21 protein-coding genes, 4 pseudogenes and 1 other annotated feature are annotated in these 24,912 nt (G+C 65.3%); of the genes and pseudogenes, 4 read left to right on the top strand and 21 right to left on the bottom strand.

Translation table 11 applies throughout. The features are described 5' to 3' along the window. Positions 1-203 precede the first annotated feature (203 nt). The 6 genes and pseudogenes from ACK8CO_RS11885 to ACK8CO_RS11860 form a co-directional block, all read right to left on the bottom strand. Positions 204-443 carry an IS3 family transposase gene (locus tag ACK8CO_RS11885; RefSeq protein ID WP_414899018.1) on the bottom strand — a complete coding sequence of 80 codons (240 nt, stop codon included), beginning with the start codon at positions 441-443 and terminating at the stop codon, positions 204-206. Continuing rightward, positions 433-615, bottom strand: a pseudogene (locus ACK8CO_RS11880) (DDE-type integrase/transposase/recombinase); the annotation flags it as partial. The pseudogene ACK8CO_RS11880 and the gene ACK8CO_RS11885, both read right to left, overlap by 11 nt. Positions 616-633: 18 nt before the next feature. Continuing rightward, positions 634-810 (bottom strand): annotated as a pseudogene (locus tag ACK8CO_RS11875) (IS3 family transposase); the annotation flags it as partial. A 188-nt stretch (positions 811-998) separates the two neighbouring features. Further along, a pseudogene (locus tag ACK8CO_RS11870) lies at positions 999-1,169 on the bottom strand (IS481 family transposase); the annotation flags it as partial. After that, positions 1,097-1,504: an IS3 family transposase gene (locus ACK8CO_RS11865; RefSeq protein ID WP_414896764.1), complete on the bottom strand. Its 408-nt coding sequence runs from the start codon at positions 1,502-1,504 to the stop codon at positions 1,097-1,099. The pseudogene ACK8CO_RS11870 and the gene ACK8CO_RS11865, both read right to left, overlap by 73 nt. A gap of 46 nt (positions 1,505-1,550) precedes the next feature. After that, positions 1,551-1,667: a sequence feature (AL1L pseudoknot), on the bottom strand. Next, positions 1,622-1,957, bottom strand: a complete 336-nt coding sequence (locus ACK8CO_RS11860; RefSeq protein ID WP_414896763.1) for a transposase — start codon at positions 1,955-1,957, stop codon at positions 1,622-1,624. It overlaps the preceding feature by 46 nt. Positions 1,958-1,995: 38 nt before the next feature. Between ACK8CO_RS11860 and ACK8CO_RS11855 the strand changes: the two are divergent. Both ACK8CO_RS11855 and putP read left to right on the top strand, forming a co-directional pair. Further along, positions 1,996-2,181, top strand: a pseudogene (locus tag ACK8CO_RS11855) (IS3 family transposase); the annotation flags it as partial. 101 nt (positions 2,182-2,282) lie between these two features. Then, on the top strand, positions 2,283-3,752 hold the full coding sequence (putP, locus tag ACK8CO_RS11850) for a sodium/proline symporter PutP (protein ID WP_080617640.1): 1,470 nt from the start codon (positions 2,283-2,285) through the stop codon (positions 3,750-3,752). Between the two features lie 899 nt (positions 3,753-4,651). Here putP and ACK8CO_RS11845 read toward each other — a convergent pair. Genes ACK8CO_RS11845 through ACK8CO_RS11830 form a run of 4 tightly spaced genes read right to left on the bottom strand, consistent with a single transcriptional unit; the run spans position 4,652 to position 9,837 of the window. Beyond that, positions 4,652-5,461 carry an ABC transporter ATP-binding protein gene (locus ACK8CO_RS11845; RefSeq protein ID WP_414896762.1) on the bottom strand — a complete coding sequence of 270 codons (810 nt, stop codon included), beginning with the start codon at positions 5,459-5,461 and terminating at the stop codon, positions 4,652-4,654. Next, on the bottom strand, positions 5,461-6,531 hold the full coding sequence (locus ACK8CO_RS11840) for a FecCD family ABC transporter permease (RefSeq protein WP_414896761.1): 1,071 nt from the start codon (positions 6,529-6,531) through the stop codon (positions 5,461-5,463). The genes ACK8CO_RS11845 and ACK8CO_RS11840 overlap by 1 nt, the downstream gene beginning before the upstream one ends. Then, positions 6,528-7,640 carry an ABC transporter substrate-binding protein gene (locus tag ACK8CO_RS11835; protein WP_414896760.1) on the bottom strand — a complete coding sequence of 371 codons (1,113 nt, stop codon included), beginning with the start codon at positions 7,638-7,640 and terminating at the stop codon, positions 6,528-6,530. Before ACK8CO_RS11835 ends, ACK8CO_RS11840 begins: the two co-directional genes overlap by 4 nt. 22 nt (positions 7,641-7,662) lie before the next feature. After that, a complete protein-coding gene (locus ACK8CO_RS11830; RefSeq protein WP_414896759.1) occupies positions 7,663-9,837 on the bottom strand; it encodes a TonB-dependent siderophore receptor in 2,175 nt (724 codons plus the stop codon). 155 nt (positions 9,838-9,992) lie between these two features. Between ACK8CO_RS11830 and ACK8CO_RS11825 the strand changes: the two genes are divergently transcribed. Further along, entirely contained in the window at positions 9,993-10,829 is an 837-nt protein-coding gene (locus ACK8CO_RS11825) for a helix-turn-helix domain-containing protein (protein ID WP_414896758.1), read from the top strand. Between the two features lie 1,306 nt (positions 10,830-12,135). After that, positions 12,136-12,864: a type 1 glutamine amidotransferase gene (locus ACK8CO_RS11820; RefSeq protein WP_414896757.1), complete on the top strand. Its 729-nt coding sequence runs from the start codon at positions 12,136-12,138 to the stop codon at positions 12,862-12,864. A gap of 14 nt (positions 12,865-12,878) precedes the next feature. On the opposite strand, the gene ACK8CO_RS11815 is transcribed toward ACK8CO_RS11820, so the two are convergent. The 11 genes from ACK8CO_RS11815 to ACK8CO_RS11765 form a co-directional block, all read right to left on the bottom strand. After that, positions 12,879-13,526: a pyridoxamine 5'-phosphate oxidase family protein gene (locus tag ACK8CO_RS11815; protein WP_414896756.1), complete on the bottom strand. Its 648-nt coding sequence runs from the start codon at positions 13,524-13,526 to the stop codon at positions 12,879-12,881. A 23-nt stretch (positions 13,527-13,549) separates the two neighbouring features. Next, entirely contained in the window at positions 13,550-14,113 is a 564-nt protein-coding gene (locus ACK8CO_RS11810; RefSeq protein WP_414896755.1) for a gamma-glutamylcyclotransferase family protein, read from the bottom strand. Then, a complete protein-coding gene (gene anfO / locus ACK8CO_RS11805; protein WP_414896754.1) occupies positions 14,110-14,790 on the bottom strand; it encodes a Fe-only nitrogenase accessory protein AnfO in 681 nt (226 codons plus the stop codon). Before anfO ends, ACK8CO_RS11810 begins: the two co-directional genes overlap by 4 nt. Before the next feature lie 70 nt (positions 14,791-14,860). Then, the gene (anfK, locus tag ACK8CO_RS11800; protein ID WP_414896753.1) at positions 14,861-16,246 is read right to left on the bottom strand and encodes a Fe-only nitrogenase subunit beta; all 1,386 of its coding nucleotides are present in this window, start codon (positions 16,244-16,246) and stop codon (positions 14,861-14,863) included. Positions 16,247-16,259: 13 nt separating this feature from the next. Then, positions 16,260-16,607 (bottom strand): Fe-only nitrogenase subunit delta, encoded by a 348-nt coding sequence (gene anfG / locus ACK8CO_RS11795; protein ID WP_414896752.1) that lies wholly within the window; start codon positions 16,605-16,607, stop codon positions 16,260-16,262. A gap of 11 nt (positions 16,608-16,618) precedes the next feature. Next, positions 16,619-18,199 carry a nitrogenase iron-iron protein, alpha chain gene (gene anfD / locus ACK8CO_RS11790; protein WP_414896751.1) on the bottom strand — a complete coding sequence of 527 codons (1,581 nt, stop codon included), beginning with the start codon at positions 18,197-18,199 and terminating at the stop codon, positions 16,619-16,621. A gap of 114 nt (positions 18,200-18,313) precedes the next feature. After that, positions 18,314-19,141 carry a nitrogenase iron protein gene (gene nifH / locus ACK8CO_RS11785; protein WP_414896750.1) on the bottom strand — a complete coding sequence of 276 codons (828 nt, stop codon included), beginning with the start codon at positions 19,139-19,141 and terminating at the stop codon, positions 18,314-18,316. Between the two features lie 350 nt (positions 19,142-19,491). Beyond that, the gene (locus tag ACK8CO_RS11780) at positions 19,492-21,123 is read right to left on the bottom strand and encodes a sigma 54-interacting transcriptional regulator (RefSeq protein WP_414896749.1); all 1,632 of its coding nucleotides are present in this window, start codon (positions 21,121-21,123) and stop codon (positions 19,492-19,494) included. A gap of 770 nt (positions 21,124-21,893) precedes the next feature. After that, positions 21,894-23,222, bottom strand: coding sequence for a TRAP transporter large permease (locus ACK8CO_RS11775; protein ID WP_414896748.1), 1,329 nt, complete (start codon positions 23,220-23,222; stop codon positions 21,894-21,896). Then, positions 23,215-23,709, bottom strand: a complete 495-nt coding sequence (locus tag ACK8CO_RS11770; protein WP_414896747.1) for a TRAP transporter small permease — start codon at positions 23,707-23,709, stop codon at positions 23,215-23,217. Before ACK8CO_RS11770 ends, ACK8CO_RS11775 begins: the two co-directional genes overlap by 8 nt. An 84-nt stretch (positions 23,710-23,793) precedes the next feature. Further along, a complete protein-coding gene (locus ACK8CO_RS11765) occupies positions 23,794-24,798 on the bottom strand; it encodes a DctP family TRAP transporter solute-binding subunit (protein WP_080617657.1) in 1,005 nt (334 codons plus the stop codon). Between the last annotated feature and the right edge of the window lie 114 nt (positions 24,799-24,912).

Below are 24,912 nucleotides of genomic sequence, written 5' to 3'. Positions count from 1 at the left end.
GCCAGCCAGCAGACTCCGCCACCTCTCGGAACAACGCGCCCCCGGGCGGCAAGGCCAAGCAGGGGCGGACCTCCGAGATCGGATTTCACGTAATTTAGTTCGTTACACGAAGAATAACGGCGGCTGGCAGCCGAAATCAGTCCATATCTTGCGCGCGCATGGACGTGAGCTTGCCCCCGGATCCCGGACTGGGGTGATGTTCACTATGCGGCCATCCTTGCCTGTTCGGGCGTGCGGCAACCGATGCTCGAATGGCGGCGCCGGCGGTTGTAGAAAATCGCGATGTACTCGAACAGCGCGGCCCTCGCCTCTTGGCGCGACCGGAACCTGGTGCGGTCGACCGGTTCGTTCTTGAGCGAGCTGAAGAAGCTCTCCATCGGCGCGTTCTGCGCCTTCGAACGGTCCCCCCGGACCGTTCGATCCGCTGGCGTATTGAACTCCACGATCGGAGTGACAAACCAGTCCCGGTACCGGCCGCCGGTTCTGTAGCGCCATGCGCATCGTGTCGACCGCAAGGCTGCTTTTCAGGCGGTCCGACATCGACCACCACACGATCTCCATGGTCGCCATGTCTTTCACCGCCGCCAGGTAAAGCCAGCCCCCGTCAGTGGGCACGTAGCTGACGCCGGCCAGCTAGATGCTGTCCGGCTCCGCGGCACGGAAATTCCGCCGCAGCAGGTTTGGCGCAATGCCGAGATTGTGCCGGTTGTCGGTCGTCCGCGGAACGCGGCGGCCCCGGCGTGGCGGACGGATATCGTGATCTTTCATGAGCCTGGCCACCGTCTTCCTGGCCACCCGGATGCCTTGATCGTGAAGTTCGGCGTCGCCATTGCCGCTCGGACCAGTGGCGCGTCAATGGCAACTGCGTGGCGCGCCGTATCGCTGGTGGCTCGCATCGGAGATTTCCCGGATCCGTGGTGCCAGAGCGTCCCGCCGTGTCTGGCGCGCCGCCCGTTCGGGGGCAGCGGCGCCACCGGCGCCACGGTCCCTCAAACCCAAAACCGACGTTTCCACTCGTAGAAGCTGGTGCGGTCCATGCCGCGCTGGCGACAGGCCTCGGCCACGTTGCCGAGTTCTTTCGCCAGTTCCAGAACGCTCATGCGGGCTTGCGCGATCTTGGTCTTCGCGTCACGAGCCTTGGGTTTCGTCGCTTTCGGTGTTCCATCCATGGCGGGGTCCTCCGTTCCCAAAATAGCATGGAAAGAAGGTTAAGTGGACAGGTAAAGTCCGACACCCAGAGCTGGTTCGGCCGCTCGGCACGGAATTCCCGGTTCACCTTGCCATCCGGACATGGGCGCGTGGTGTCGGGGTTTGTGGTGATCACCTTCTTGCCACGGATGACGCCCTGCAGGCCCATCTCGCGCATCAGGCGCTCCACGGTGCAGCGTGCCGCAGCGACATTGTCCCGCTTCAGGGCATGCCAGACTTTCCGCGCGCCGTAGAGTTTGCGGTTGTCAGACCAGATCTTCCGGATCTTGTCCTTCAACCCGGCATCGCGCCGCATCCCGCGATGGGTCCCGTGCGGCGGCCTTCCGTGCATGGTATGTTGACGAGGCGACCGGCGGCACGCGGCAGATCGGCTCGACCCCGAATTCCTCCCGGAATTCATCAATGAAGCCAGTCATTTGCGGAACGGGCGGTCGAGCTCCGCCCGGGCAAAACAAGCGCTGGCCTTCTTCAGGATCTCGTTCGCTTGCCACAACTCGCGGTTCCCGCGCTCGAGTTCCCTGATGCGGGCCTTCTCGGCACTGGTCGGGCCCGCTTCCTTGCCGCTGTCACGCCGAGCCTGCTTGTACAAGACCCGCAGGCTGTCTGGCGAGCAACCCAGCTTGCCGGCGATGTCGCGCACCGCGCCTGTCAAAGACGCATAGCTGTCGAGAGGGTCGATGACCATCTGTACCGCCCGTTCACGGAACTCGGCCGGATACGGACTCCTCGTGTTCTTCTTCCTGTCCATGCGACGGCATCCTTTGAGAGTTTGGCCCTCCGGGCAAGGCGGCGCGGTTCAATACCGAACGCCCCCTCCGCCTTGGACGACCAGCCCCTGCGGATCACGCGCGGATCCCGATCTCCGAAATCGCCTGCCCCGCTGCACGAGATGAAAGCGCCGCAGCTCAGGCGATTGCTCTCGCCGCGCCGATCGACGAAAATACCAACCGGGCTCAAATCGCGGCTGGATGAACGTTCAGGGGCAGGTCAGTCGGAAGCCATGATCCGTATTGTTTATGCGTGGCGGCATCGGATAGGGCCCCAAGATTGTATAAACAGGGATCGGAGAACACGTGTCTATAGGAGCTATCATTAGTCTGGCGACTTATTTCATCCTGATGATCGGGATCGGGATTTACGCCTATAGAAAATCGACAGCGACATCCGAGGACTATATCCTTGGCGGACGAAATCTTCCTCCCGCCGTCGCCGCACTCTCCGCCGGGGCATCCGACATGTCCGGTTGGCTGTTGCTGGGCTTGCCCGGAGCCCTCTATGCCTCGGGTCTCGTCGAAGCCTGGATCGGCATCGGTCTCTTCCTGGGGGCGCTCGTCAACTGGATCGTCGTGGCGCCGCGCCTGAGAGAACAGACCGAACGCTATGACAACGCGCTGACGATCCCGGCCTTCCTGGCCAATCGCTTCCCGTCGCGGGGTGCCACGCTGCGCATGGTTTCAGCGGTGATCATCGTGGTCTTCTTTGCCGTCTACACGGCCTCGGGCCTCGTCGCAGGAGGCAAGCTCTTCCAGAGCGCCTTCGACGGCAGCTACCAGTTCGGCGTCTGGCTGACCCTCGGCGTCGTGCTGGCCTACACTGTGGTCGGCGGCTTTTTGGCCGTGTCTCTCACGGATTTCTGCCAGGGGCTGATCATGATGCTGGCGCTGATCATCATGCCCGCGATCGTGCTCTATTCCGGTAAGGGCGCCGGCTTCGCCCAGGCCCGGGAGACGCTCTCCGGGGTCGAGGGGTTCACCTTGAAGCTCTGGTCCCCCGACATGACGCTCATCGGGTTCGTCTCGCTGCTCGCCTGGGGCCTTGGCTATTTCGGCCAGCCGCATATCATCGTCCGCTTCATGGCGGTGAAGAGCGTCGCCGCAGTCGCGACCGCGCGCAATATCGGCATGGCTTGGATGGGCATCGCCCTCGTCGGTGCGGTGGGCGTCGGCATCTTCGGTCGCGCCTATGTGGAGCGCAACGGCGTGGTGATCGAGGATAGCGAGACGATTTTCATCTATCTCGCCGACAACCTGTTTCCCGGGCTGATCACGGGCTTCTTTCTGGCAGCTCTTCTGGCCGCGATCATGTCGACGGTCTCAAGCCAGCTTCTGGTCTCGTCCTCTTCCCTGGCCGAGGATTTCTACAAGCTCGTGCTCAACAGGGGCGCCTCCGAGAAGACCCTCGTGACCATCGGACGCATTTCCGTGATTGCAGTCGGCGCCGTCGCCGCGCTGATTGCAGGCGATCCGGATAGCGAGGTGCTGGACCTTGTCGCCAATGCCTGGGCGGGCTTCGGAGCGGCATTCGGTCCGTTGGTCATCCTGTCCCTGACCTGGCCGCGCATGAATGGTGCCGGTGCCGTGGCGGGCCTGGTGGTGGGCGCCGCAACCGTCGGGCTCTGGATCTTCACCGGTCTGAAAGAGGCCACCGGCGTATACGAGATAATCCCCGGCTTTGTGCTCGCATGTCTCGCGATCTTCGTCGTCAGTCTCGCGACCAGGGATCGGGGAGAGTTCCGGTCGATGGTATCTGCACCGGCTGAATGAGACCTGCAGGCAGAGGCCGAAAGTCGGCCTCTGCCTTTGGACCAGCGACTTTTGGCGGTCGGCAAGCCGCCTGGATGCTGGTGCTGCCGTTTCCGGACAGGGAGGCGGTTGTTCGCTTTTCGACGTCGGACAGTTTTCCCGTTCCGGTACGGTCGCCGTCAAATCACGTCGAAAACGTTTTTTGCGGGAACCGGCTATAGGCCTTCTGCCAGCCTTCGATCCAGTCACGCTCGCGGCAAGAGGTTCGCAATGCCGATAATGGGCTCAGCGGCCATATCGCCAATAGCCGCACGCGCATCGAGCAGGGGAACCGGGGCTTTCGTCAGGACATCCTCTCGCGATCACAAGGGGCCTGACAACCTTTTCGATGCAGCCATGGGCAAGGCTGGACGGCAGCCAGATCCCGCAGGCCTTCAGCCGGGCGCGCAGCTCGTTCGACGGGTCTGTGGTCCTTGCAAGCCATGCTTTTCCGGCGCTCTGCAGGGCGCGCAGGCCATGCGCTGCCCGGCTTTCCATATGGACCGGACAGCACGGCCCGGTTCTCGCACCTGTGTCATGCCACGCGCATCGTTCCGATCCGTCTTGCTCCGCATCGCCGAGAGCACTGCCTCGAGCTGCCGGGCCTTCATGCAGACGATATCACGGTCGCATGCCTGCGGGCCGAAGAACCGGTGCTGGCCATGGTGCCGTCCTCGAAACCGACCCTGCTGATGACGCCGGGAAAATCCCTCAGGTATTCCGCGATGGCGTCACCATCGCATGGAAGATAGCGCTCTCGACAGCTCTTCCCCGTGTCGTTGTCCAGCCGGCTTGAGGGAGCGACGCCGGGTCCGGCTTCTCCAGTCTGGCCTTTGCAGGCAGTGAAAGCTGTCACCGGCGCATGATAGCCCGCCGCCCCGTCAGGCCGCACCGGGCCGTCCGAGCACGTTTATATGAAGGCCATGACCGGCATCGCGCAGGACCTCCGCCTCAACCTCGAAGACATTGCGGATGTTCTCGGCTGTCAGGCAGTCCCTTGTCCTGCCGCTGGCATAGACGCCGCCATCTTTCACGAAGACGATCCGGTCGGCCCATTGCGCCGCAAGCGCCAGATCATGCAGGACAAGCGCAACGATCCGGCCGCCGGCCGCAATCCCGCGCAAGGCCTCCATCACCTCGAACTGGTGCCGGATATCGAGCGCGGCGGTCGGCTCGTCAAGCAACAGGGCGACGGGATCGTGGGACAACGATTGCGCCAGAACGGCAAGCTGGCGCTGGCCGCCCGAAAGATCGCACAGGGAGGTCCCGGCAAGCGACTCCAGCCCCAGCCGGACAAGCGCCCCTGCGGCCCGCGCCCGCCGCTCGGCGCGCGAAAGCCCGGGCATCAGAAGATCGAGCCCGGCGAGAACCGCTTCGAGGACCGAAAGCCCCGTCCGGGTATCTTGCGATTGCGGCATGTATCCGACGCGACGCATCCGCCTGGCGGGCGACAGGGCATGCAGGTCGTCGCCATCCAGGCGCATATCGCCTTCGGCCGGCACCACGCCGGCGATTGCCTTGAGCAGGGTCGATTTCCCGGCACCGTTCGGCCCGACGAAGGCCGTGATCTCTCCTGCGCGCAAGGCAGGAAGCGAGACGTCGCGCAAGATGGTGTGGCGGCCGAACCTGACCGACACGCCCGAAACCTCGAGTTGCAGGGGCGAACCTTTCCCGTCGACAGGCCCGTGCATCAACGGCTCCACTGGCGCAGCAGCAACAGCAGGAAGACCGGCAACCCGACCAGTGTCGTGACGATCCCGATCGGCAGCAGGACCCCCGGCAGGATCAGTTTCGCCGCGATGCTTGCAAAGGACATGACCGACGCCCCGCAAAGGATCGAGGCGGGCAGCAGAAACCGGTGATGATCCCCGACCAGCAATCGCGCTACATGCGGACCGACAAGCCCGACGAAGCCGATCGTTCCGGAGAAGGCGACGGCCGTGGCAGCCATCAGGCTGGCCCGGAGCAGGCTGCCGAAGCGCAGCCGCGCAAAGGACACGCCAAGGCTCTCGGCCCGCTCCCGGCCCAGTTCGAGCACCGTCAGCGCGCGGGCCGCCCGAAACGAGAAGGGCATGACCGCCAGCAACACCCCGCCCAACAGCAGATTGCTCCACGTATCGGCCCGCCCGAGGCTGCCCATCGTCCAGAACACCAGTTGCTGCAAGGCATCGGCCGGGGCGACGAACTGGATCACCGCGACCAGGGCGTTGAACCCGAAGACCATGGCGATCCCGAAAAGGATCAGGACGCCGGGGGGCACGCTGCGCCGGTTGCCGACGAGTTGAATCAGCAAGACCGTGCCAAAGGCGAAGGCAAAGGCCATGGCGGGCACCGCGAACCGATCAGGCACATGGGGCAATGCCACCCCGAGCACGATCACGAGCGCCGCGCCGAAGGAGGCGGCCGAGGACAGGCCAAGCGTGAACGGGCTGGCCAGCGGATTGCGCAGGATCGTCTGCATCTCGGCCCCCGCCAGGCTGAGGCTCGCCCCCACCAGAACGGCCAGGATCGCCGTCGGCAGGCGCACCTGCCAGACGATGACCCCGACCGACGCATCGGCCTGCCCCTGCCCGATCAGGGCGGCCAGCACATCGCGCACCGCAAGGCCCGAGGGGCCGGTCAGCACATCCGCCAGCACCCCCGCGACCAGCAGGAGCGCCAACAGAACCAGCCGCAGGCAGCGGCGCCGGACCGCGCTGTCATGGGCCGCGAAGAGACCGCCCGGCGGCGCGACCGACCCGCTGACGGCATCCGTGTTCATTGCCCCTGGCCCGTTGGCGTGACCGCGAAGCTGCCGCTCAGATCGAAGGGCAGGAACGTCCGGTTGATCTCGTCCAGCGAGGCTTTGGGGTCGAGATCCGCGAACAGATCCGGATGGAATGCCTTTGCCATTTCCTCGACCCCCAGAACGAAGAGCGGATTGTCGAAGAAGAAGAGCCAGATACCCGAGGCACGCCCGTCCCGCACCGATCGCAGATGCGACAGGGCGGGCGCCTGCAGGACATGCCCAAGTGTCCGGCGGGCCGTCTCGTCAGGCACCCCCGGCCCGATCAGAAGACCGTCGGGCGCGACGGTCGAGCCGCCCCCGGCCAGGTAGATATCGGGATCGGCGGCGATGACGGCCTCGGGATTCATCTGTCCGATCGCGCCGGGCACCACATCGGCGCCGATATTGCGCCCGCCCGCGGCCGCAATAAAATCGCTCATGTTTCCGGGGCCGGAGGTATAGCAGCAGGCGCCGCCGCCGGGATTAAGATGGAAGAAGACCTCGGGATAGGTCTCAAGCCCGGCAAGCCGCTCGGAAATGCGGTCCATATGTGCCTCGTAGAACCGGATGAACCGCTCGGTGCGGTCCTGTTCTCCCAACAGCGCACCGAGGATGCGCAGGCTGGGCACCGTGCGCTCCAGCGGCTTCTGGAAGAAATCGACAAAGACATAAGGCACACCGGCCGCGTCGAGCTTTTCCAGCCCCGCCGGAGGCGGCCCGTAAAGGGTCAGGATGACCAGATCGGGGCGCTGCGCGATGACGGTTTCCATGGGGAAGTTTCCGGCCATGGGCTCGCCCAGATCGGTGACATCCTCGATGGCAGGCACGGCGTCGCGCAGCGCATCATAGGTCTCGGGCGAATACCGCTTGAGATCGTTGCCCCAGCCGACCAGCCGCCCGACAGGATCAGGGGCGACCAGGGCCAGGGTCAGAACATGACGCCCTTCGGCCAGAACGATCCGCTGCGCAGGAGCCTGAAGGGTGATCTCGCGCCCGGTCATGTCGGTGACCGTGATCGGCTCGGCCCGGGCCCCGAGGGGCACCGCCACGATCAGCATGAGAAGAAGAAGCCGCAGCCCTTGCGGCATGGACAGAGGGGTCATGTCACACTCTTTCTTTGGGGAGTTACCACTGATAGGTCAGCGCGGCGCTGACGCGGCGCTCGAAGCCTTCGGTGCAGCTTCTGGCCGAACAGCCGGAATAGTATTCCTTGTCGAACAGGTTGCTGACACGCAGCTGGAGCCCAACACCATCGAGCCGCGGATCGCGGCCGCCGAAATCATAGCTCAGGGCAAGGTCGACCAGGGTGAAATCGGGCACGGTGATCGTGTTCGCCGCATCGGCATAGGTCTCGCCGACATAGCGCAGCCCCGCCCCGACGGACACACCCTGCAGCGGCCCCTGCCGGACCTCGTAATGCCCCCAGAGCGAGGCCAGATGTTCCGGGCTGCCGGTCGGCCGGTTCCCGCGCGCAACGGGATCCGTACTGCCGGTGACTTCGAGATCGTTGGCGCTGTAGCTCGCCGTCAGCCGGAACGCGGGCGAGATATTGGCACTGGCCGACAGCTCGAGCCCGCGCGAGGTCACCTCTCCGGTCTGGATGCGGTTCAGCGGCTGGTCGGGATCGGCGGTCTGCACATTGGTCTGCCTGAGATGATAAAGCGCGGCCGAAAAGAGCGCATCCATCCCCTCGGGTGCGTATTTGATGCCGATCTCGGCCTGCTTGCCTTCGGTCGGCTTGTAGGCATTGCCGTAGAAATCCGTTCCGGCCACGGGCTGGAACGAGGTGCTGTAGCTGGCATAGGGGGCCAGCCCGTTACCCGCCAGCCAGGTCGCGCCGATGCGGTAGGTAAAGGCGTCGTCCTCCTGATGCGTGGAGGTTCCGGTCAGGCGATTGTCGGTATCGATGTCGGACCAGTCCTGCTGGGCACCGAAATCAAGCACCAACCTGTCATCCAGGGTGATCGTGCTTTGCGCATAAAGCCCGATCTCCTCGCCGGTCTGGTCGGTACTCGCAAAGGGCGTCGTCGCGGAGAAGGGCGCCGAATGGACCGGATCGTAGATGTCGATATCTGCGGCGCTGCCATAGTTGAGGTAATAGTCCTCCTCCGTCTTGCGATAGGACAGGCCGATGACGGAGGTACCGGTCACGCGCCCCTGCCCCCAATCCGCGCGCAGGTTGATGTCGCTGGCAAAGACATCGCCATCGATGCCGAACTCATAGGCGGTCCGGTTCAGACTGCGCATGTCGGAAGCCAGCGACGTCCCGGAAAGGGTCTGGGTCATCAGCTCGTTGCGGGTGTAGCGCGCGCGGGCCTCGAGGCTCCAGACATCCGTGAAGCGATGGTTGAATTCGAGGCCGAGATTGGTCTGCTCGTTGGTGTTCTCGAGCCCGACACCGTCAAGATAGGTATTCCGGGCAATATCGCCATTGGGATTGTCCAGGAGCGTCCCCTGGATCGGCAGGAAGGCGCGTGGCGGCCCGATCTTGTCCTTCGAATAGGACCCGAGAAATGTCAGGCTGGTATCGTCACTCGGAGCCCATGTCAGCGACGGTGCGAGATAGGTGGTATCGTCCGGCACCTGATCATATTGGGTGCCGCTGTCGCGACGCAGCGCAACCAGCCGGCCCCGCAGCGTGTTCTCGGCATCGAGCGGCCCCGAAACATCCAGCCGGGCCTCCGTCTTGTCGAAGCTTCCGAAGGACAGGCCGACTTCCCGCCGCAGCTCGGAGGTGGGGCGCTTGCTGATCGCGTTCATCACCCCGCCGGGCGAATTGGCGCCGTAAAGCACCGAGGCGGGGCCCTGCAGCGTCTCCACCCGCTCCAGCCCGAACGGCTGATAGCGGATAAAGGACTGCTGGGTCGTGGACCTCAGCCCATCCAGCAATGTGCCGGTCGGTCCGACCGCAAACCCGCGCTGGCTGAAATAGTCGAAGCGCTGCGACGCCGCGCCGTTGGACGCGAAGACACCGGGCATGTAGCCTAGTACATCTGTGACCGTCTCGACCCCGCGATCCTCCATCTCCTGTCGTCCGGCCACGTGAACGGTCTGTGCGGTCTCGAGGATCGGCGTCCCGGTCTTGCCGGCGGTGCTGCTGCTCTGGGCGACATATCCGGTGACCGGCCCATCCTCGCGTTCCGCAAAGAGCAGGATCGGATCGAGGATGACGGCATCGCCATCTCGGGCCGTCCCGGCCGTGGCGAGCACCGGGGCAAGCACCGGTGCGGACAGCGCCGCAATCGTCGTCACATATACCCCGGATTTCCCCCGGATACGCTCAAGGAACGGACGCACCATTTCCAACCCAACCTTAGTTGATAATTTTACTCAGTTTAGCTACTCCCATGGGCAAGACCCGGTCACAACGCCCTGCACTTTCGCTGGCGTGACTGTTTCTTTCGATCCTGACCCCGAAACCGCCCTCGCCGCCGCCACGGGCTCCGAGTTGCGACATGCCTGCCAGCCCCCAGACCTTCCGCCGCCTGTCCGATATCGATCTCGCCCACGGCACCCTGCGCCCCGCCGCCGATGCCGGTTGGGAAACCGAACGGCTTCACCAGGGCCTGAAGGTCATCCTGCTGCAAAGCGGAGAGATTCATTGCAAGCTGCCCGCGCAGCGGCAGTTCCGCTTTGACGTGCCCTGTCTGTGCCTGATCTGGAACCGGGAGCCGCATGAGGGGCTGCAACGCTTCGTGCCCGGCACAGAGATCCGACACATCCAGGTCGCGCTTCCGCCCGATACCTTTTCGGGCCGGGACATTCCGGATCAGCTGCAGCAGCCCGGCAACGGTCCGGGCCTGCAATCGCTGCCTCCCTCGCCGGGCATCCTTTCGCTGGCAAACCGTCTGCGGCACTGCGATCTCACAGGGCCGGAGCGAAGCCTCTTTCTGTGCAGCCAGGCGCTGGAATTTGCCGCCAGCGCCCTGTGCATCCTGCAAGAGCGTGTCGGACCCCCGGGACTGCCGCGCCGGCAAAGGCACGAGGATGCGGCCGTGCAGCGGGCCGCTGAGCTGCTGGAGCAGGAACTCGCCGCACCCCCCGGCCTGGCGGAAATGGCGCTTCGTGTCGGGCTCAACCGGCGGAAGCTGTCATCGGGCTTTCAACGGATGTTCGGACAGAGCTTTTCCGAATATATCGCGGCTTTGCGACTGGATCGCGCCTATCAGATGCTCGAGACCGGGAACCTGCAGGTGGCACAGGTCGCCTATAATGTCGGCTACACGCCGGCCCATCTTTCGGTGGCATTTCGCAAGCGCTTCGGTATTTCTCCCAAAGAGATGCGCTGCTGAGGCATGGCGGCATCCGCCCCGACAACGTCCTGTGTCGGGAAGAACTGGCTGGCCAGGTGTCTGATCCCGGGTTTTGATGCTGCGATCTGTTCGCAGGAGTGGCTGGCCAGCCCTACACGCCTTGACCATGCCTCGTGCTGCACCGGGCATGACCGACACGCGGTGCGAGCAGAGGTGGGTCCGGTCTTTCGACCTTTTGCGGCCGGGCCGGGCTATGCCATCCGTTGCATGCCAAACGGCGATCTTCAGGGGCGGTGTCCGGCTGCCCCAGGCCTCGTCCGGCGGCCGGGCCCGTCCATCGCGACCTTCCCCTTCGCGTTTTGCAGCATGCCGGAGACGGCGATGCCGGTGAAGTGAGACCCGATCAGCGTTGATATGTCCGGCCTGCCGTATTTCGCCAGCGCATCCATCGTGTTCGACAACCGTCAGTTCGACCGTTTCCCACCACGTCAGTCCATGACGGCCATGAGGGAGAGAAATCCACGACGCATCGGGATGCAACTGATGCCGGCAGACCAGACCCGATTGGGCCGCGCGATGGACACGTCTATCAAAAGACATGAGTATATCTTGTGCCCAGGGGTCTTGCCCCGCCCCCCTGCACCACCGGCTTCATCAGCCGCCTGACGCGATGACGCCCGCAGTTGCGCCCTTCACCCTGCATGTGGAGGGCCATCCGACACTACCCGTAGCAGGGCGTCTCCGGGAATTGACCGTCGATGATCGCCATGGCGGCAAGGGGCTCGGAGCTTGCACCGCGCGGCTGGTTGCCCGCTTTTCGTCGACAAGACCTGCCGATAGCGGCCGTTCAGCGCTTGATCGAAAGCTGGCCTGTCAACTCTCGATCGTCAAGATCGGCTTGACAGCTCTCACCGCTGCAGATCCGGGCACGCGCCAGTCGAACCGATGAGAAAACCGGTCTCCAGCGGATGCGGGGCCGGGGACCGCTATCCACCGATATTGTTGAAAAACACCCGCTGCGCCCGAGAAGCCATCTTGGGTTGGAACGTTGTTCTGCACCCGGGCCGAAAATGACTTTTTACAAGTCAGGGTCACGCGCAAGCAGAACCGTTTCCCATGAAATGGCACTCCTTGGATGCTCCAGTGAGTTTTTCAACAGTATCCGCCGGTTGCAAATCCGGCACCCACGCCTAGGGTGACAAGAGATATATGCGTCTACTTTATAACGCATTTCGGAAAGGTGGCGCGCCGTTTTGCCCGATGATCCGACCGCCGAAGATCTGCGCCGCCCAAGAGTGGCGGACATTGCCGCCCGCCATGTCGAGCGTCAGCCTCAGGAGCCCCGATGAACATCCTCGTCTTTCAGCATCTCGATGTCGAACACCCCGGCGCGTTCCGGGATTTCTGGACAGAGGCGGGACATGGCTGGCATGCCGTCGAACTCGATGCGGGCGATCCGATCCCCGACATGGCGCCCTTCGATCTGCTGGTCGCGATGGGCGGGCCGCAGGATCTCTGGCAGAAGGATGAGCTGCCCTGGATGCGGGCCGAGCTTGACGCGATCCGCACCTGGGTCGTCGATTGGGGGCGACCGTATCTCGGGATCTGCCTCGGGCATCAGTTGCTGGCCGAGGCCCTGGGCGGCAAGGTCGTCCCGATGACGCACCCCGAGGTCGGCCTGGCCGATGTGATCCGGACCGCCGAAGGCGTTGCCGACCCGCTGCTGGCCGGGCTTCCGCGGCGGATGCAGAGCTTTCAGTGGCATGGCGCCGAGATCGGGACCCTGCCCGAGGGCGCGGTGGTCCTGGCCTCGAATGCCGCCTGTCCGACCCAGGCGATCCGCTGGGGCCGGCACGCCTGGGGCCTGCAATACCATGTCGAGATCACCGAAACGACGGTCGCCGACTGGCAGGCGATCCCCGAATATGCGGCCAGCCTCCGGGCGGCGCTGGGGCCCGAACGCGCCGGGGGCCTCGGGGCGGAGGTGGCCCCCCATCTGGGGGCCTTCCGCGCCACGGCGAGGCAGCTGAACGACAACATCCTGTCGGTCCTTGCCGCGACGTCGCGCGAGTGACGTGCGGCGGGCCGTTACAGCCGGAAACTCGCGACGAAGCCCGGCACCGCGATCCCGTCGGGCAGCTTCGGGTCGGGAACGGGGGGCCCCGCCTGCAGGCTCAGCGGCACATGCCCGGCCCAGCGCTCGGTTGCCAGATCCCCGGCATCCTCGTCAGGCCGGGCGGCAGCGACTTTGGCCGAGACCTCGTCGAGCCGCATCCGGATCACTTTCGAAGCCTTCCATTCCTGCTCGGTCGGCGGACGGGCATGGTCCCAGAGGCCGGGCGCCAGCTTGTCGATGAAGGCTTTCAGCGCCACGCGCTTGTCCTCGCCCTCCACGGCTTCGGTGCTGCCGAAGGCCATCACCGAGCGGTAGAGCAGGTTGTGGTTGAAGGCCGCGCGCGAGAAGGCGACGCCGTCGAGATGGGTCACGCTCAGGCAGACCGGAACGCCCGAGGCCTGAGCCCGCAGCATCCGGCTGGCGGCCGAGCCGTGCCAGTAGACATGATCGCCGATGCGCCAGGGGCAGGTGGGCGTGACCACCGGCGCGCCGTCGATCAGATAGCCGACATGGGCGACGAGGGCGCCGTCGATGATGGCGTCTATGGTCTCGCGGTCGTAGCGCGCGAGCCAGTGATAGCGTTTGACGCGGGTGCGGTCGCTGGGGGCGGTTTCGGGCATGTCGGATCCTTCGATAAACAGGGTCAGCAATCCTGGCAGGCCAGGGAGAAGGGCAGTTCGGCCAGGCGCGGCACCGGGTACGACGCGGGCACCGATGCCACCGCGCGCAAGGCCGCCACATGGACGGCGGGCAGGCCGCGCAATGCGGCGCCGTCGGTGATCCGGCCGAGATATTCGCGGCTGGGCGGCCGGGGTGCGCGGCGTTCGGTCTTCATCAGCATCACCGCCGCGACCCGGCTGCCATCCTCGGTGACCACCTCGGCCGGGTGGTGGAAGTAGATGCCGGTGCCGTTCAGCCTGACACCCCGCGCGGCCTCCAGCGCATCCGCGTCGCGCGGGGACATTCGGTAAAGAACGCCCGGCAGCGCGGCGCCGGGGTCGGCCACCGCCGCCTCCTCGGCCCCGTCCCAGACGCGGGAATGGCCGAAAAAGCCGATCCGGGAACCGGGCAGGCTGGCGCGGGCGACAAGCTCGGCGCCGGGGCACATCCGGGCGATCTCATCGGGATGAAGCTCGATGCCATAGGCGAAGTGCAGCACGTGAACGCTCCGTCCGGGGCGTTTGGCGGGTTTGGGGAGCTGGATCATGGCGCGGGGCTTTCCCTGGAGGTGACGGTGACGAAGAGCACGCCGTCGCGGGGCTCTTCGGTGAAGGCAAGTCCACGCTCGGCCAGGCTGCGCCGAAACCAGCGCGGCAGATGATCCATCCGGACCATGAGCGGGCGGAACGGCGCCTCGGCCAGAAGCGGGCCGAGCACGGTCATCGAGTTGCGCCGCCGGTCCCCGGCCAGCGCCGCGGCGAGGTCGAGAAACCGGGTGCCGTCGGCGCGGTCCTCGACCGGGACAGGGGGCAGGGCCGCGTCGGGGACGCCGCCCGGGCCGCAGCTGCCGCAACCGCCCTCCGGAACGCTGTCGCAGGCGCAGGCCTCGGTTGCGATCCGGTCCTCGCCCTCGGCCACGGCCGCAAGCTGGCCCTCGAGCGGCCCTTCGGATTTCCAGACGTGAAAGCCCAGCTGGTCCTGGAGGTAGGCATAGGCAAAGCCCCGCACCTCGGCCGACAGCAGCACCCGGCAAGGCGCGATTTCATCGGCCAGCCTGCCAAGCGCCCAGCGGAGCCCGGCCACGCCCTCTTCGCGGGGCAAGCGGAACGGGAACTCGCTGCTCAGCGCCCAGCCGGTGCCGGTGCCCTGATAGATCCGGAGGCGCCCGGGCTCGTGCAGGCCGAGGGGCCGGCCACTGTCATCGACATGAACGGCAATCTGCATGGGATCTCTCCTGTTGGGGGAGGGGCGCCGGGCCGCAGGAGCGCCCCGGCAGGGGACGTGCGGTCGTTGCTCACCACACGTTGAGGATCCATTCCTTGCGCTTCTTCACCTCCATGTCGGCGAAGAGGGTGTTGGCCATCTGCTCGGCCAGGAAGGTGGCGCCCGCATAGCCCAGCACCGGATGGCGATACATGCCGGCGCGGTCATAGGTGGGGAAGCCCACGCGGACCATTGGAATGCCATGGTCGATCGAGATGAAGCGGCCCTTGGAATGGCCGAGGATCAGGTCGAGCCCGAGCCCCCTGTTCCTGATCCGGTCCTCGAGATCCCAGAAATCGGCATTGGTGACGATTTCCAGATCGGGCGCGTTTTCCTGCAGCGCCAGCACCCGCGGATCCTTCACATAGCCCGAATTGTCGTCGCCCAGCAGCAGAAGCCGCGGCGTCATCCCGAGATCGAGACAGAACTCGGTCAGGCCGATGGCGAGATCGGGATTGGCATAGATCGCGACCCGCTTGTCGGCGAGGAACATGTGCCCCAGATCGGCGATGGCATCGAGCGCGATGCCGCGTTCCTCCACCAGGCTTTGCGGGATCGGCTTGCCGGTCACCTCGCTGACCGATTTCAGGAAGGCGTCGGTGTTGCGAATGCCGACGGGCGTCGGGCCGATCACCGAAGGCACCTTGAACTTCTTCCTCAGATAGTCGGCGGCCTTCGCCCCCTCGTAGCGGTTCAGCGCGAGGGTGGCCTTGGCATTGGCGGTGTCGCGCAGCGTCTCGACGGTGGTGTTGCCATGGGACTGGCGGCTCAGGTCCGGCATCAGCGGGCTGTCGAAGCTCTCGATCTCGAACAGGACATTGGCCTCGACCTCCATCTCGGCCAGCAGATGCTTGAGCGCCGTGACATCGCCGGGGTTCACCCAGCCGGTCAGCAGGTTGATCCTGTCCGAGGGCGCGCCCTTCTCGGCGAAGCGCTTGACGAAGTCGTGGACCGCGCGGTCGTAGCCGCTGATCATCGAGCCCACGAAGCTCGGACAATGGATCGTCAGCAGATGCACCTCGCGGCCGGGGAACTTCTCGGGCAGCAATTCCTCCTCGAGCTTGTAAAGCAGCCCGTCGACATCGTCACCGATCACCTCGGTCGAGCAGGTGGTGATGATCGGCACCACCTTCACCCCGGGATAGCGCGTCAGCAGCACCTCGACCGCGGTTTCCACCCGGTCGAGCGCGCCGAAGACCGCGCCGTCCTCATGGACCGACGAGGACGCGATCTCGAAGCTCTCCTTGAGATGCTGCGAGATCAGCAGCCGGACGAACATCACGCAGCCCTGGCCGCCATGGACGATGCCGATGCAGTCCCTGATCCCGATCGAGGCGAACTGGGCGCCGGCGGGCTGGCAGGTGAAGATCGGGTTGATGACCCCGTCCCGCTCCTTCTGAACGATCTGACATGTCATGGGAGTGATCCTTTCAGTAATGGGGAACGGTCAGCTCTTCGTTGAGCGAGCCGTGAACGGTGAGGTGGTCGATCTTGTCGTGCAGCGCCGTCATCAGGGTGCGGATCTCGTCCTTGGACAGGCCGTTGATCCAGAGAAAGCGGGTGCGGAAAGCGCGGGCCAGCATCACCGCATCGACCCAGTAACAGCGGTCGAGCGCGGTCTCGTGCACCGGCTCCTCGCCGCAGAGGATCTGGCAGGTCTGGCCGAGGATGCCTGCGCTTTGCCTGAGCCGGTCCCAGCCGCGCGAGTTGAACTGCCACAGGCAGGTTTTCATGATGTAATCGACCAAGGGGTCGAGGCGTTCGTTCAGCGTCTCCATTTCGGGGGTCCTCACTCGGCCGGGGTCGCGGCGGCGCGCTGCGCGGCCTGCTCGGCGGCATGGGCCTGATTGCGAGCCCGGATATCGGCGATCATGTCGTATTTGCCGGTATACTGGTGCAGGCGGGTGTCCTGTCTCACCGCCTCCGGCAGGTCCGGATCCGACAGCATGGTGGCGGTGCGGAAACCCGGGGCGATCGCGGCATCAGGGGCCGAGATATCCAGCCGGGCCAGCTGACGCATCGGCGAATAGATCGCGTTATAGATGTCGCGGGCGAAGCGCACCCAGCCCTCGTAGCCCTTCCAGGGCCCGTTGTGATAGGCATGGGCGTTCAGATACGGCACGCCCTGTTTCTTGACGAATTCGCCGGGCCGCTTGCCGGTGAGGATGATGTCGGGCTGCAGCATCCGGATCGCCTCGACCGATTCCAGCTCGTTCGGATCGTCGATGGCCAGCGCCCCCTCGGAACAGCGCGAGACGCCCTTCTCCATATCGCCCTGATGCCCGAACTTGGTGTAGACCGAGACGACCTGAAGGCCCATTTCCTCCTCGATCACATGCGCCCAGTGCCAGAGCTTGGAGCCGCCGGGCCAGAGGCAGACCTTCTTGCCTGCCAACCGCTCGCGGTACCAGTCGAGCTGGGGTTTCCACCTGGCGTATTCTTCCCCGATGATCTTCTCGGCGCGGTCCTCGATACCGAAGAACAGCCCGATCTTGCGCAGCGAATCCGACAGCGGGCCAAAGCCGAACCCGTCGATGTCGAGCCGGGGGATGCCGTCGCGCACGCGCAGCTCGTCGCAGATATATTCGGCCGACCGCGCGCATTCGAGCACGTTCAGATGCGCCCGGTGCATCATCCGAAGCCCGTCATAGGTGCCGTTGCCGGTGAAGGTCGACAGCACCTGGATGCCCATCCGGTTGAAGAAGTCGATCATGACTTCCTGGTCGCCCTGGATGTTGTATTCGCCCACATAATTGATGACATGCTCGCCCAGATGCTCGGGCTCGAGGGTGCCGACCTTCTGGTTCAGCCAGGCGATGTTGATCTTGTGGTGGCCGCCCGATTGCGACGGACCGGCAAAGCCCGGCGAGTTGCAGACGAAGATGTCGACATCGCCGCGCTCGTTCATCACCTCCTTGGCGATGGCATCGATATCGTCGCCGATCAGCGCGGTGGCGCAGGTCTGGTAGATCGTCATGCGCTTGATCGCCGGGAAGGCGTCGAAGGCCTCGTGCATCGATGTCTTCAGAAGCCCCTCGGCGCCGAAGACGACGTGCTTTTCCTTCACGTCGGTGGCGAAGGTGTATTTCAGCTGAAAGTTGTCGTTGTCCGAGATATAGCGCTTGGTCTGCCAGGTATCGTAGGTGCAGCCGACAGGGCCGTGGCTGAGATGGATCACGTCCTTCATCGGCGTGCCGATCACGTGCTTGGCGCCGCAATAGGCACAGCCGCGTTCGGAAATCGTGCCGGGGATGGTGTTCAGATAGCCCTTGGGCAGGCAGGAGGTCAGATCCTCGCCCGGGGCCTTGACGACGGCATGCTGCCTGCGCTCGGGGATGCACTTGCTGACTTCGAATTCATGATAGGGCATTGGCCGGTCTCCATGGGGGTGGGGGCGCCGGTCGCCGGACGGCGCGGGGGCTCGGGGCGGGCCGCGCGGGCCACGGGGCCTGCGCGGGTCCGGGGCGCTCCGGGAGGCTCCGGCTCAGTCGACGAGGCCGTATTTCACGACCATCGCCTCGAGCTCGTCCATCGCCAGCGGCTTCGGGATCACGAAGTCGTCGTTCTCGAGGATCTTCGCGCCGAGCGTCTTGTATTCCTGGGCCTGGTTGGCCTCGGGCTGGAACTCGGTGACGGTCTGCTTGTTGAACTCGGCCTTCTGCACGATGTTGTCGCGCGGTACGAAATGGATCATCCTGGTGCCGATGGCCTCGGTGAACTCGGCCAGGAATTCCTTCTCGCCATCCACGTTGCGACTGTTGCAGATGATGCCGCCGAGGCGCACGCCCGACTGGCGGGCATATTTGGTCAGGCCCTTGCAGATGTTGTTGGCGGCATAGATCGCCATCATCTCGCCCGAGGCCACGATATAGACCTCTTCGGCCTTGCCGTCCCGGATCGGCATGGCGAAGCCGCCGCAGACCACGTCGCCAAGCACGTCGAAGAAGACGAAATCCAGATCCTCGGAATAAGCCTCGTTCTCTTCCATCAGGTCGATTGCGGTGATGACGCCGCGCCCGGCACAGCCGACGCCCGGCTCGGGGCCGCCGGATTCGACGCAGCGGATGTCCTTGAAGCCGGTCTTGACCACCTTGTCGACGGTCACCTTCTCGGCGCCCTCGATGCGCAGCGAGTCCATCACCGTCTGCTGCGGCAGCCCGCCGAGGATCAGTCGGGTCGAGTCTGCCTTGGGGTCGCAGCCATGGATGAAGACGTTCTGGTCGTGGAAATAGGCCAGCGCGGCCGCCGTGTTCTGGGTGGTCGTCGACTTGCCGATGCCGCCCTTGCCATAGATGGCGAGCTTGCGGGTCATGGAATGCTCCTTCGTTTCGGGGTCCAGATCGGGAAGGGGCCGGGTCTCGTGCCCCCTTGCCGGATCTACAGCAGGTCCCGTGCCAAGCCCGGAATGCCCCCGGATCTCATCGGGATCGGCTGCCTTGTGCCTTGTAACAAAATGGTTTTCTCAGGTGCGGTGGCAGCTTCGCAGGCGCTCGGAGCGCCCGGACTGCGGCCCGTTCCGCGCACCGATCGGTAAACGCGCACCGATATGTAAATCATCTGCCGAACGGCTGCGCGCTGTCGCCCCGCCCGGTAGGGTCGAACGGGTACCGGAACGGCAAAAGCCGCCCGGGGAGGGCGGCGCGGGATCGACAGATGTCGGTGTCAGCTGCGGGGCGGCAGGGCCCGGGGGCGAAAGGCCCTGGCGTCGATGCCGTGCCGCTCCATCCGCGTGCCCAGCATCCGGCGACTGATCTGCAGAAGCCCGGCGGCGCGGCCGATATTGCCTTCGGTCGTCTTCATCGCCTCGACGATCATCTCGTGTTCGACCGTCCGCACCCTGTCATCGAGCCCCACCCCCAGCCGGGTGCCGCTTTCCGACGGCGTCTGGAGCGAGGGCGGCAGGTTCCAGGCATGGATGACCTCGTCATCCGACAGGATCACCGCCCGTTCGATCGCGTTCTCCAGCTCGCGCACATTGCCGGGCCAGTGATAGCTCATCAGCATGTTCAGTGCGGGCGTCGAGATGCGCTTGACGCTCTTGCCCATCGCCGCACAGGCCCGGGCGACGAAATGATCGGCCAGCAGGATCACGTCGCTGCCGCGTTCGCGCAGCGGCGGCACGGTGACGGGCACCACGTTCAGCCGGTAGAACAGGTCTTCGCGGAAGAGCCCCTCCGTCACCATCCGCGGCAGATCGCGATTGGTCGCCGCGATGATCCGGACATCGACCTCGACCGCCCGGCTGCTGCCGACGCGCTCGACCATCCGGTCCTGCAGCACCCGCAACAGCTTGGCCTGCACCGCAGGACTCAGCTCGCCCAGTTCGTCGAGAAAGATCGTGCCGCCATCGGCACGTTCGAAACTGCCCTTGCGCTGGGCGGTGGCGCCGGTGAAGGCGCCCTTCTCATGGCCGAAAAGCTGGCTCTCGGCCAGCGCCTCGGGGATCGCGGCACAGTTGAAGCGGATGAAGGGTCCGTCGGCGCGGTCCGAGGAATAATGGATGGCGCTTGCGACAAGTTCCTTGCCGACGCCGCTTTCGCCCAGGATCAGCACGGTCGCGCGCGTCTTCGAGACCTTGCCGATCAACGCATAGACATCGGCCATCATCGCCTTCGAATTGCCGATGATGTTCGTTGGCCGGAAGCGCTCTTTCAACGCGTCCTTCAGCTCGCGGTTCTGGCGTTCCAGCTCCAGCCGCTCGATATTGGCAATCAGGTGAAGTTCGACCGCGGGCGCGATCATCAGCGCGATGGCGGCCAGGAATTCGGCGTCCTGTTTCAGCAGGCGCCGGCTGACATAGCACCGCTCGCCCGCAATCGCGCCCAGGACCTTGCGGCCCAGCATGCTCGGCACGCAGACGAAGGCCGACTTGCGCCGGGTCTCGCCCGCATGGGCGCCGGTCCGGTCGAGGAAATCGGGGCTCTCATGCAGGCGCGGGGCAATGATGACCTTGCCGCTTTCCACCACCTTGCCGGTGATGCCTTCGCCCAGCGCATAGACGCCCCGGCGTTCCTCCTCATCGGTCAGGCCGAAGCTGTCATGGATGAACACCCGCCCCCGGCGGCGGTCGAGCAACGAGACGGCGCCCCGGTCCATCCGCATCCCGGTCCGCATGACGTCGAGGATCATGCCCAGCGGCGCCGAAAGATCGGTGGCGTTCGAGATGGCGTGGTTGAGCCGGTAGAGCGTCGGCAACAGGTTGACCCGGCATTCCCCCGAATAGCACTGGGTGAATTCCTCGTCCGGGCCCACCGCCCCCAGATCGAACAGGTTTTCCGCATCCTCGCCAGGCATCCGCGCGCCTCGTTATGTATATTATACACATAACGATATCCGGGCTCCTTTGCGCCGGAAACCGGCCGGGAACGCGGGATCGGTCCGCAGAAGACGCTGCCCGCACAGGAATTACGCACCCAAAGCGCAGCGGCGCCCGCGGCAGCAGCCATCCGGGAAGGGCCGACGCGCGGCGTCATGCCAAGGGCGCGGCCGCGCAGTGCAGATCAGCGGAGGTCCGCGAGGCCGGGATCGACATCTCGGCGGAGGGAGACGCGCTGGCCGAGAATGCCCATCGCGCCGCGCAGCACCACCTCGATCCGTTCCGGACGTTCAAGACGCTGCGTGACCAAGACCACACCAAGGAGGAGATCAGGCGAATGCCGCCATCCACGTACTGCCGTCCGCAACGTCTGTCAGAGATCAGCCCAGAAGCATCAGGCGAACCGTCTGCCTTCCTGACAGCCCTTGCGCAGACCTGTGCCTTCGTTTGCGCATTCATCCGCTTTCTCTGCCCCTCTCGGCGAAACCGATGAATACGGCGAAAATCTTGCCGATAATGATGCCCCATTCGATGAAGCTTCTCCTATTGCGCCAGTGACAGGCTGGCCCGCCAGCCCCCGCACGGGAAATCCGCCGCCCCGAAGGGGCGCCGCAGCCGGGGCTTGTTCCGGAAAGCGCTGAAGGGGGTCACCGCGCGGCTCCAACCCCGGATTGGGGCCGCGCCAGGAAGTCAGACCTATCGGACAGGGGTCTTCAGCGCCCGGATAAGGTTGCAATGTCGGAACGCGTCAGCGCAGCAGTTCAAGCAGCTTCAGCGACAGGTCCGGAAAGGCCGCGACCGCCGCGAGCCCCAGCAGGCTGGTCAGCAGGAAGGGCGCCGCGCCGCGGGCGATCTGCTCGATCGAGAGCTTTGTCACATTGGCCGCGACATAGAGATTGATGCCGACCGGCGGAGTGAACAGCCCGATGGCGAGGTTGACCATCACCACCACGCCGAACCAGACCGGGTCCCAGCCCATCTCGCGCATCACCGGCAGGAAGATCGGCAGCGAGATGAACATCACCGTGATCGCATCCATGAACATGCCCGCGACCAGCAGGATCACCATGATCGCCAGCAGGATCACCCATTGGTTGTCGCTCAGCCCCAGCAGCGCGCCGGAATAGGTTCCGACCAGATCCTCGACCGTCACCACCCAGCCGAAGATCCCGGCATAGGCCACGACCAGCATCACCACCGCCGAGGAGGCCGCGGCATCGGAAAGCGCCTCGTACAGCCCCCGGAGCGTGAGGGTCCCGTAGGCGAAGGCCCCCACCCCCAGCGCATAGACCGTGGCGACAAGGGCCGCCTCGGTCGGTGTGAAGATCCCCGAATAGATGCCGCCCAGAATGACCAGAGGCGTCAGCAGCCCCCAGAACGCCTCGCGGAACGACGCCGCCAGCCGCCGCCCATAGGGCAGATCCGCATGCGGTGCGGGGCTCAGCGCGTCAAGCGCCTCCCGCCCGGCGCCGCGTCGCGCGGCAAAGGGCAGCGTCGCCAGCATCACCAGCCCCATGAACAGCCCCGGCACCACGGCCGCCAGAAACAGCTGCGAGATCGAGGTCTCGGCGATCACGCCATAGATCACCAGCCCGATCGAGGGCGGAATGACGATGGACAGCGCGGCCCCGGTGCAGACCAGCCCCGCCGCCGAGGCGCGGGAATAGCCGTCTTCCTCCATGCCCTTGACGATCATCGGACCGATGGCCGCGACCGAGGCCGGACCCGAGCCGCTGACCGCGCCCCAGAACAGGCAGACCACGGTGCCCACCACGCCCATGCCGCCCGGCATCGAGCCGATCAGCACCCGGAAGAAGCGGATCATCCGCTCGGCAATGCCCAGCGTGCCCATCAGCGTGCCCGCGAGGATGAAGAACGGGATCGCCAGCAGCGAGAACTTGGTCACCCCCGCCACGATCAGATCGCCCGCGAGATCGAAGCCGAAACCGATCTGTCCCATCGCATAGAAGGCCGAGAGCCCCAGCGCGAAGGCCACCGGCACCCGAAGCGCCATCAGCAGGAAGAACAGGATCACCATTTCGGTGCCCGCGCCGAGGCCGGGGATCAGATCAGGCATGGGGCGCCTCCGGCGGCGGATCGGCCGGGGCGCGGCCCAGCACCTCGCGGACATGTTGCAGATAGCGGATCAGGATCAGACCGAAGCCGAAGGGCACCGCCGCCTGATAATACCAGGCCGGGATGCCCAGCGCATAGGATCGCATCCCGTTGCCCCGAAGCGTGACCAGCACATCCCAGGACACCCAGGCCGAAAGCCCCAGCAGCAGCGCCGACAGCCCTGCTGCCAGCCCGAAAAGCGGCTTGCGCAGCGGGCGCGGCAGCAGGTCCTGGACCAGCGTGACCGCCAGATGCTCGCCCCGCCGCGCGGCAATGGCCGCGCCGAAGACGGTCAGCAGAAGAAAGCCGTTGGTCAGCAGCTCTTCGCTGGCGGCCAGCGAGTAATTGGTGCCGTAGCGCACCACCACATTGGCAAAGCCGATCGCGGTCATGCCGAGAAACAGCACGGCACAGACGATCTTCTCTGCCTCTCGAAGAAGGAAGCGCATGGGCGGGCCTACCGGCTCTTTTGCAGGGTGGCAGGCGCCGGGCCGGAGCCTGCCCTCGGGCGGCCCGGCCCGGCGCGCCAGGGGTCAGTTGGTGCCGGCGATGGCCGACTGGAAGGCCTCGACGATCTCGGGGCCGACCTTCTCGGACCATTTGTCGAAGGCGGGCCTGGTCGCGGCACGGAAGGCCGCAAGCTCTTCGGGGGTCGGCTCATAGACCTCCATGCCCGCCTCGCGCAGGAAGTCGATGCCCGCGGCGGTCGCCTCGCGCGAGATCTGGCGTTGCCAGGCCATCGCCTCGACCGCAGCCTTGCGCATCTTCTCCTGGGTCTCGGCATCGAGGCTGTCCCATTTCGACTGCGAGACGCCGAGGAAGACCGGATCGTAGGAATAATGCCAGGCGGTCAGGTATTTCTGCATCTCGTAGACCTGCTGCGGGATGATCACCGCGCCGATCGGGTTTTCCTGGCCGTCGACCACGCCCTGTTGCAGCGCGGTCAGGGTCTCGGACCATTGCATCTGGGTCGGGTTGGCGCCGAGCGCATTCATAACGTCGATATACATCGGCCCCGACACCCGCATGTTGAGGCCCTGCATGTCCTCGGGGGCTTTCACCGGGCGCACGCTGTTGGTCAGCTCGCGGAAGCCGTTCTCGCCCCAGGCCAGCACCACGATGCCCTTGTCCAGGAGGATCTTCGACATCATCTCGCCGGGCGCGCCCTGGGTGGTGGCATCGACCTCGTCATAGGAGCTGTAGAGATAGGGCAGCGAGAAGACCGCCATCTCGGGCACCAGGGGCGTGACGTTGATCGCCGAGGTGACGACAAGATCCAGCGCGCCGCGGCCCACCATCTCGGTCATCTTCATCTGGTCGCCGCCCGCAAGCTGGGCATTGGGGAAGACCCGGACCTTCAGATCGCCATCGGTCGCCTCGGCCAGCAGTTCGCCGAATTTCTCGGCGCCCTTGTGCCAGGTCGTGGTGTCGCCGACATTATGCGACAGCCGCAGGGTCTCGGCCGAGGCCGTCCCCAGCATCATCGCCCCCGCGATCAGCGCGGCCAGCGCGCCGCCTCCCAGTCGAACCGCTTTCATCCGTTTCCTCCGTCTTTCGCCCGCCCGTCCGGGGCAGTGTCCCTTGGCGGACCGGTCTTGCCCGCGGGCCATATCAAGACCAGAACCGGGCGCCCGGCACAAGCCGAGAAGCCC

Origin of the sequence: Rhodovulum sp. HP10, assembly GCF_047553435.1 — a bacterium.
GTDB lineage: Bacteria > Pseudomonadota > Alphaproteobacteria > Rhodobacterales > Rhodobacteraceae > Rhodovulum.
The sequence above is the reverse complement of the archived record's forward strand: the minus strand, read 5'-3'. Positions and strand labels throughout refer to the sequence as shown.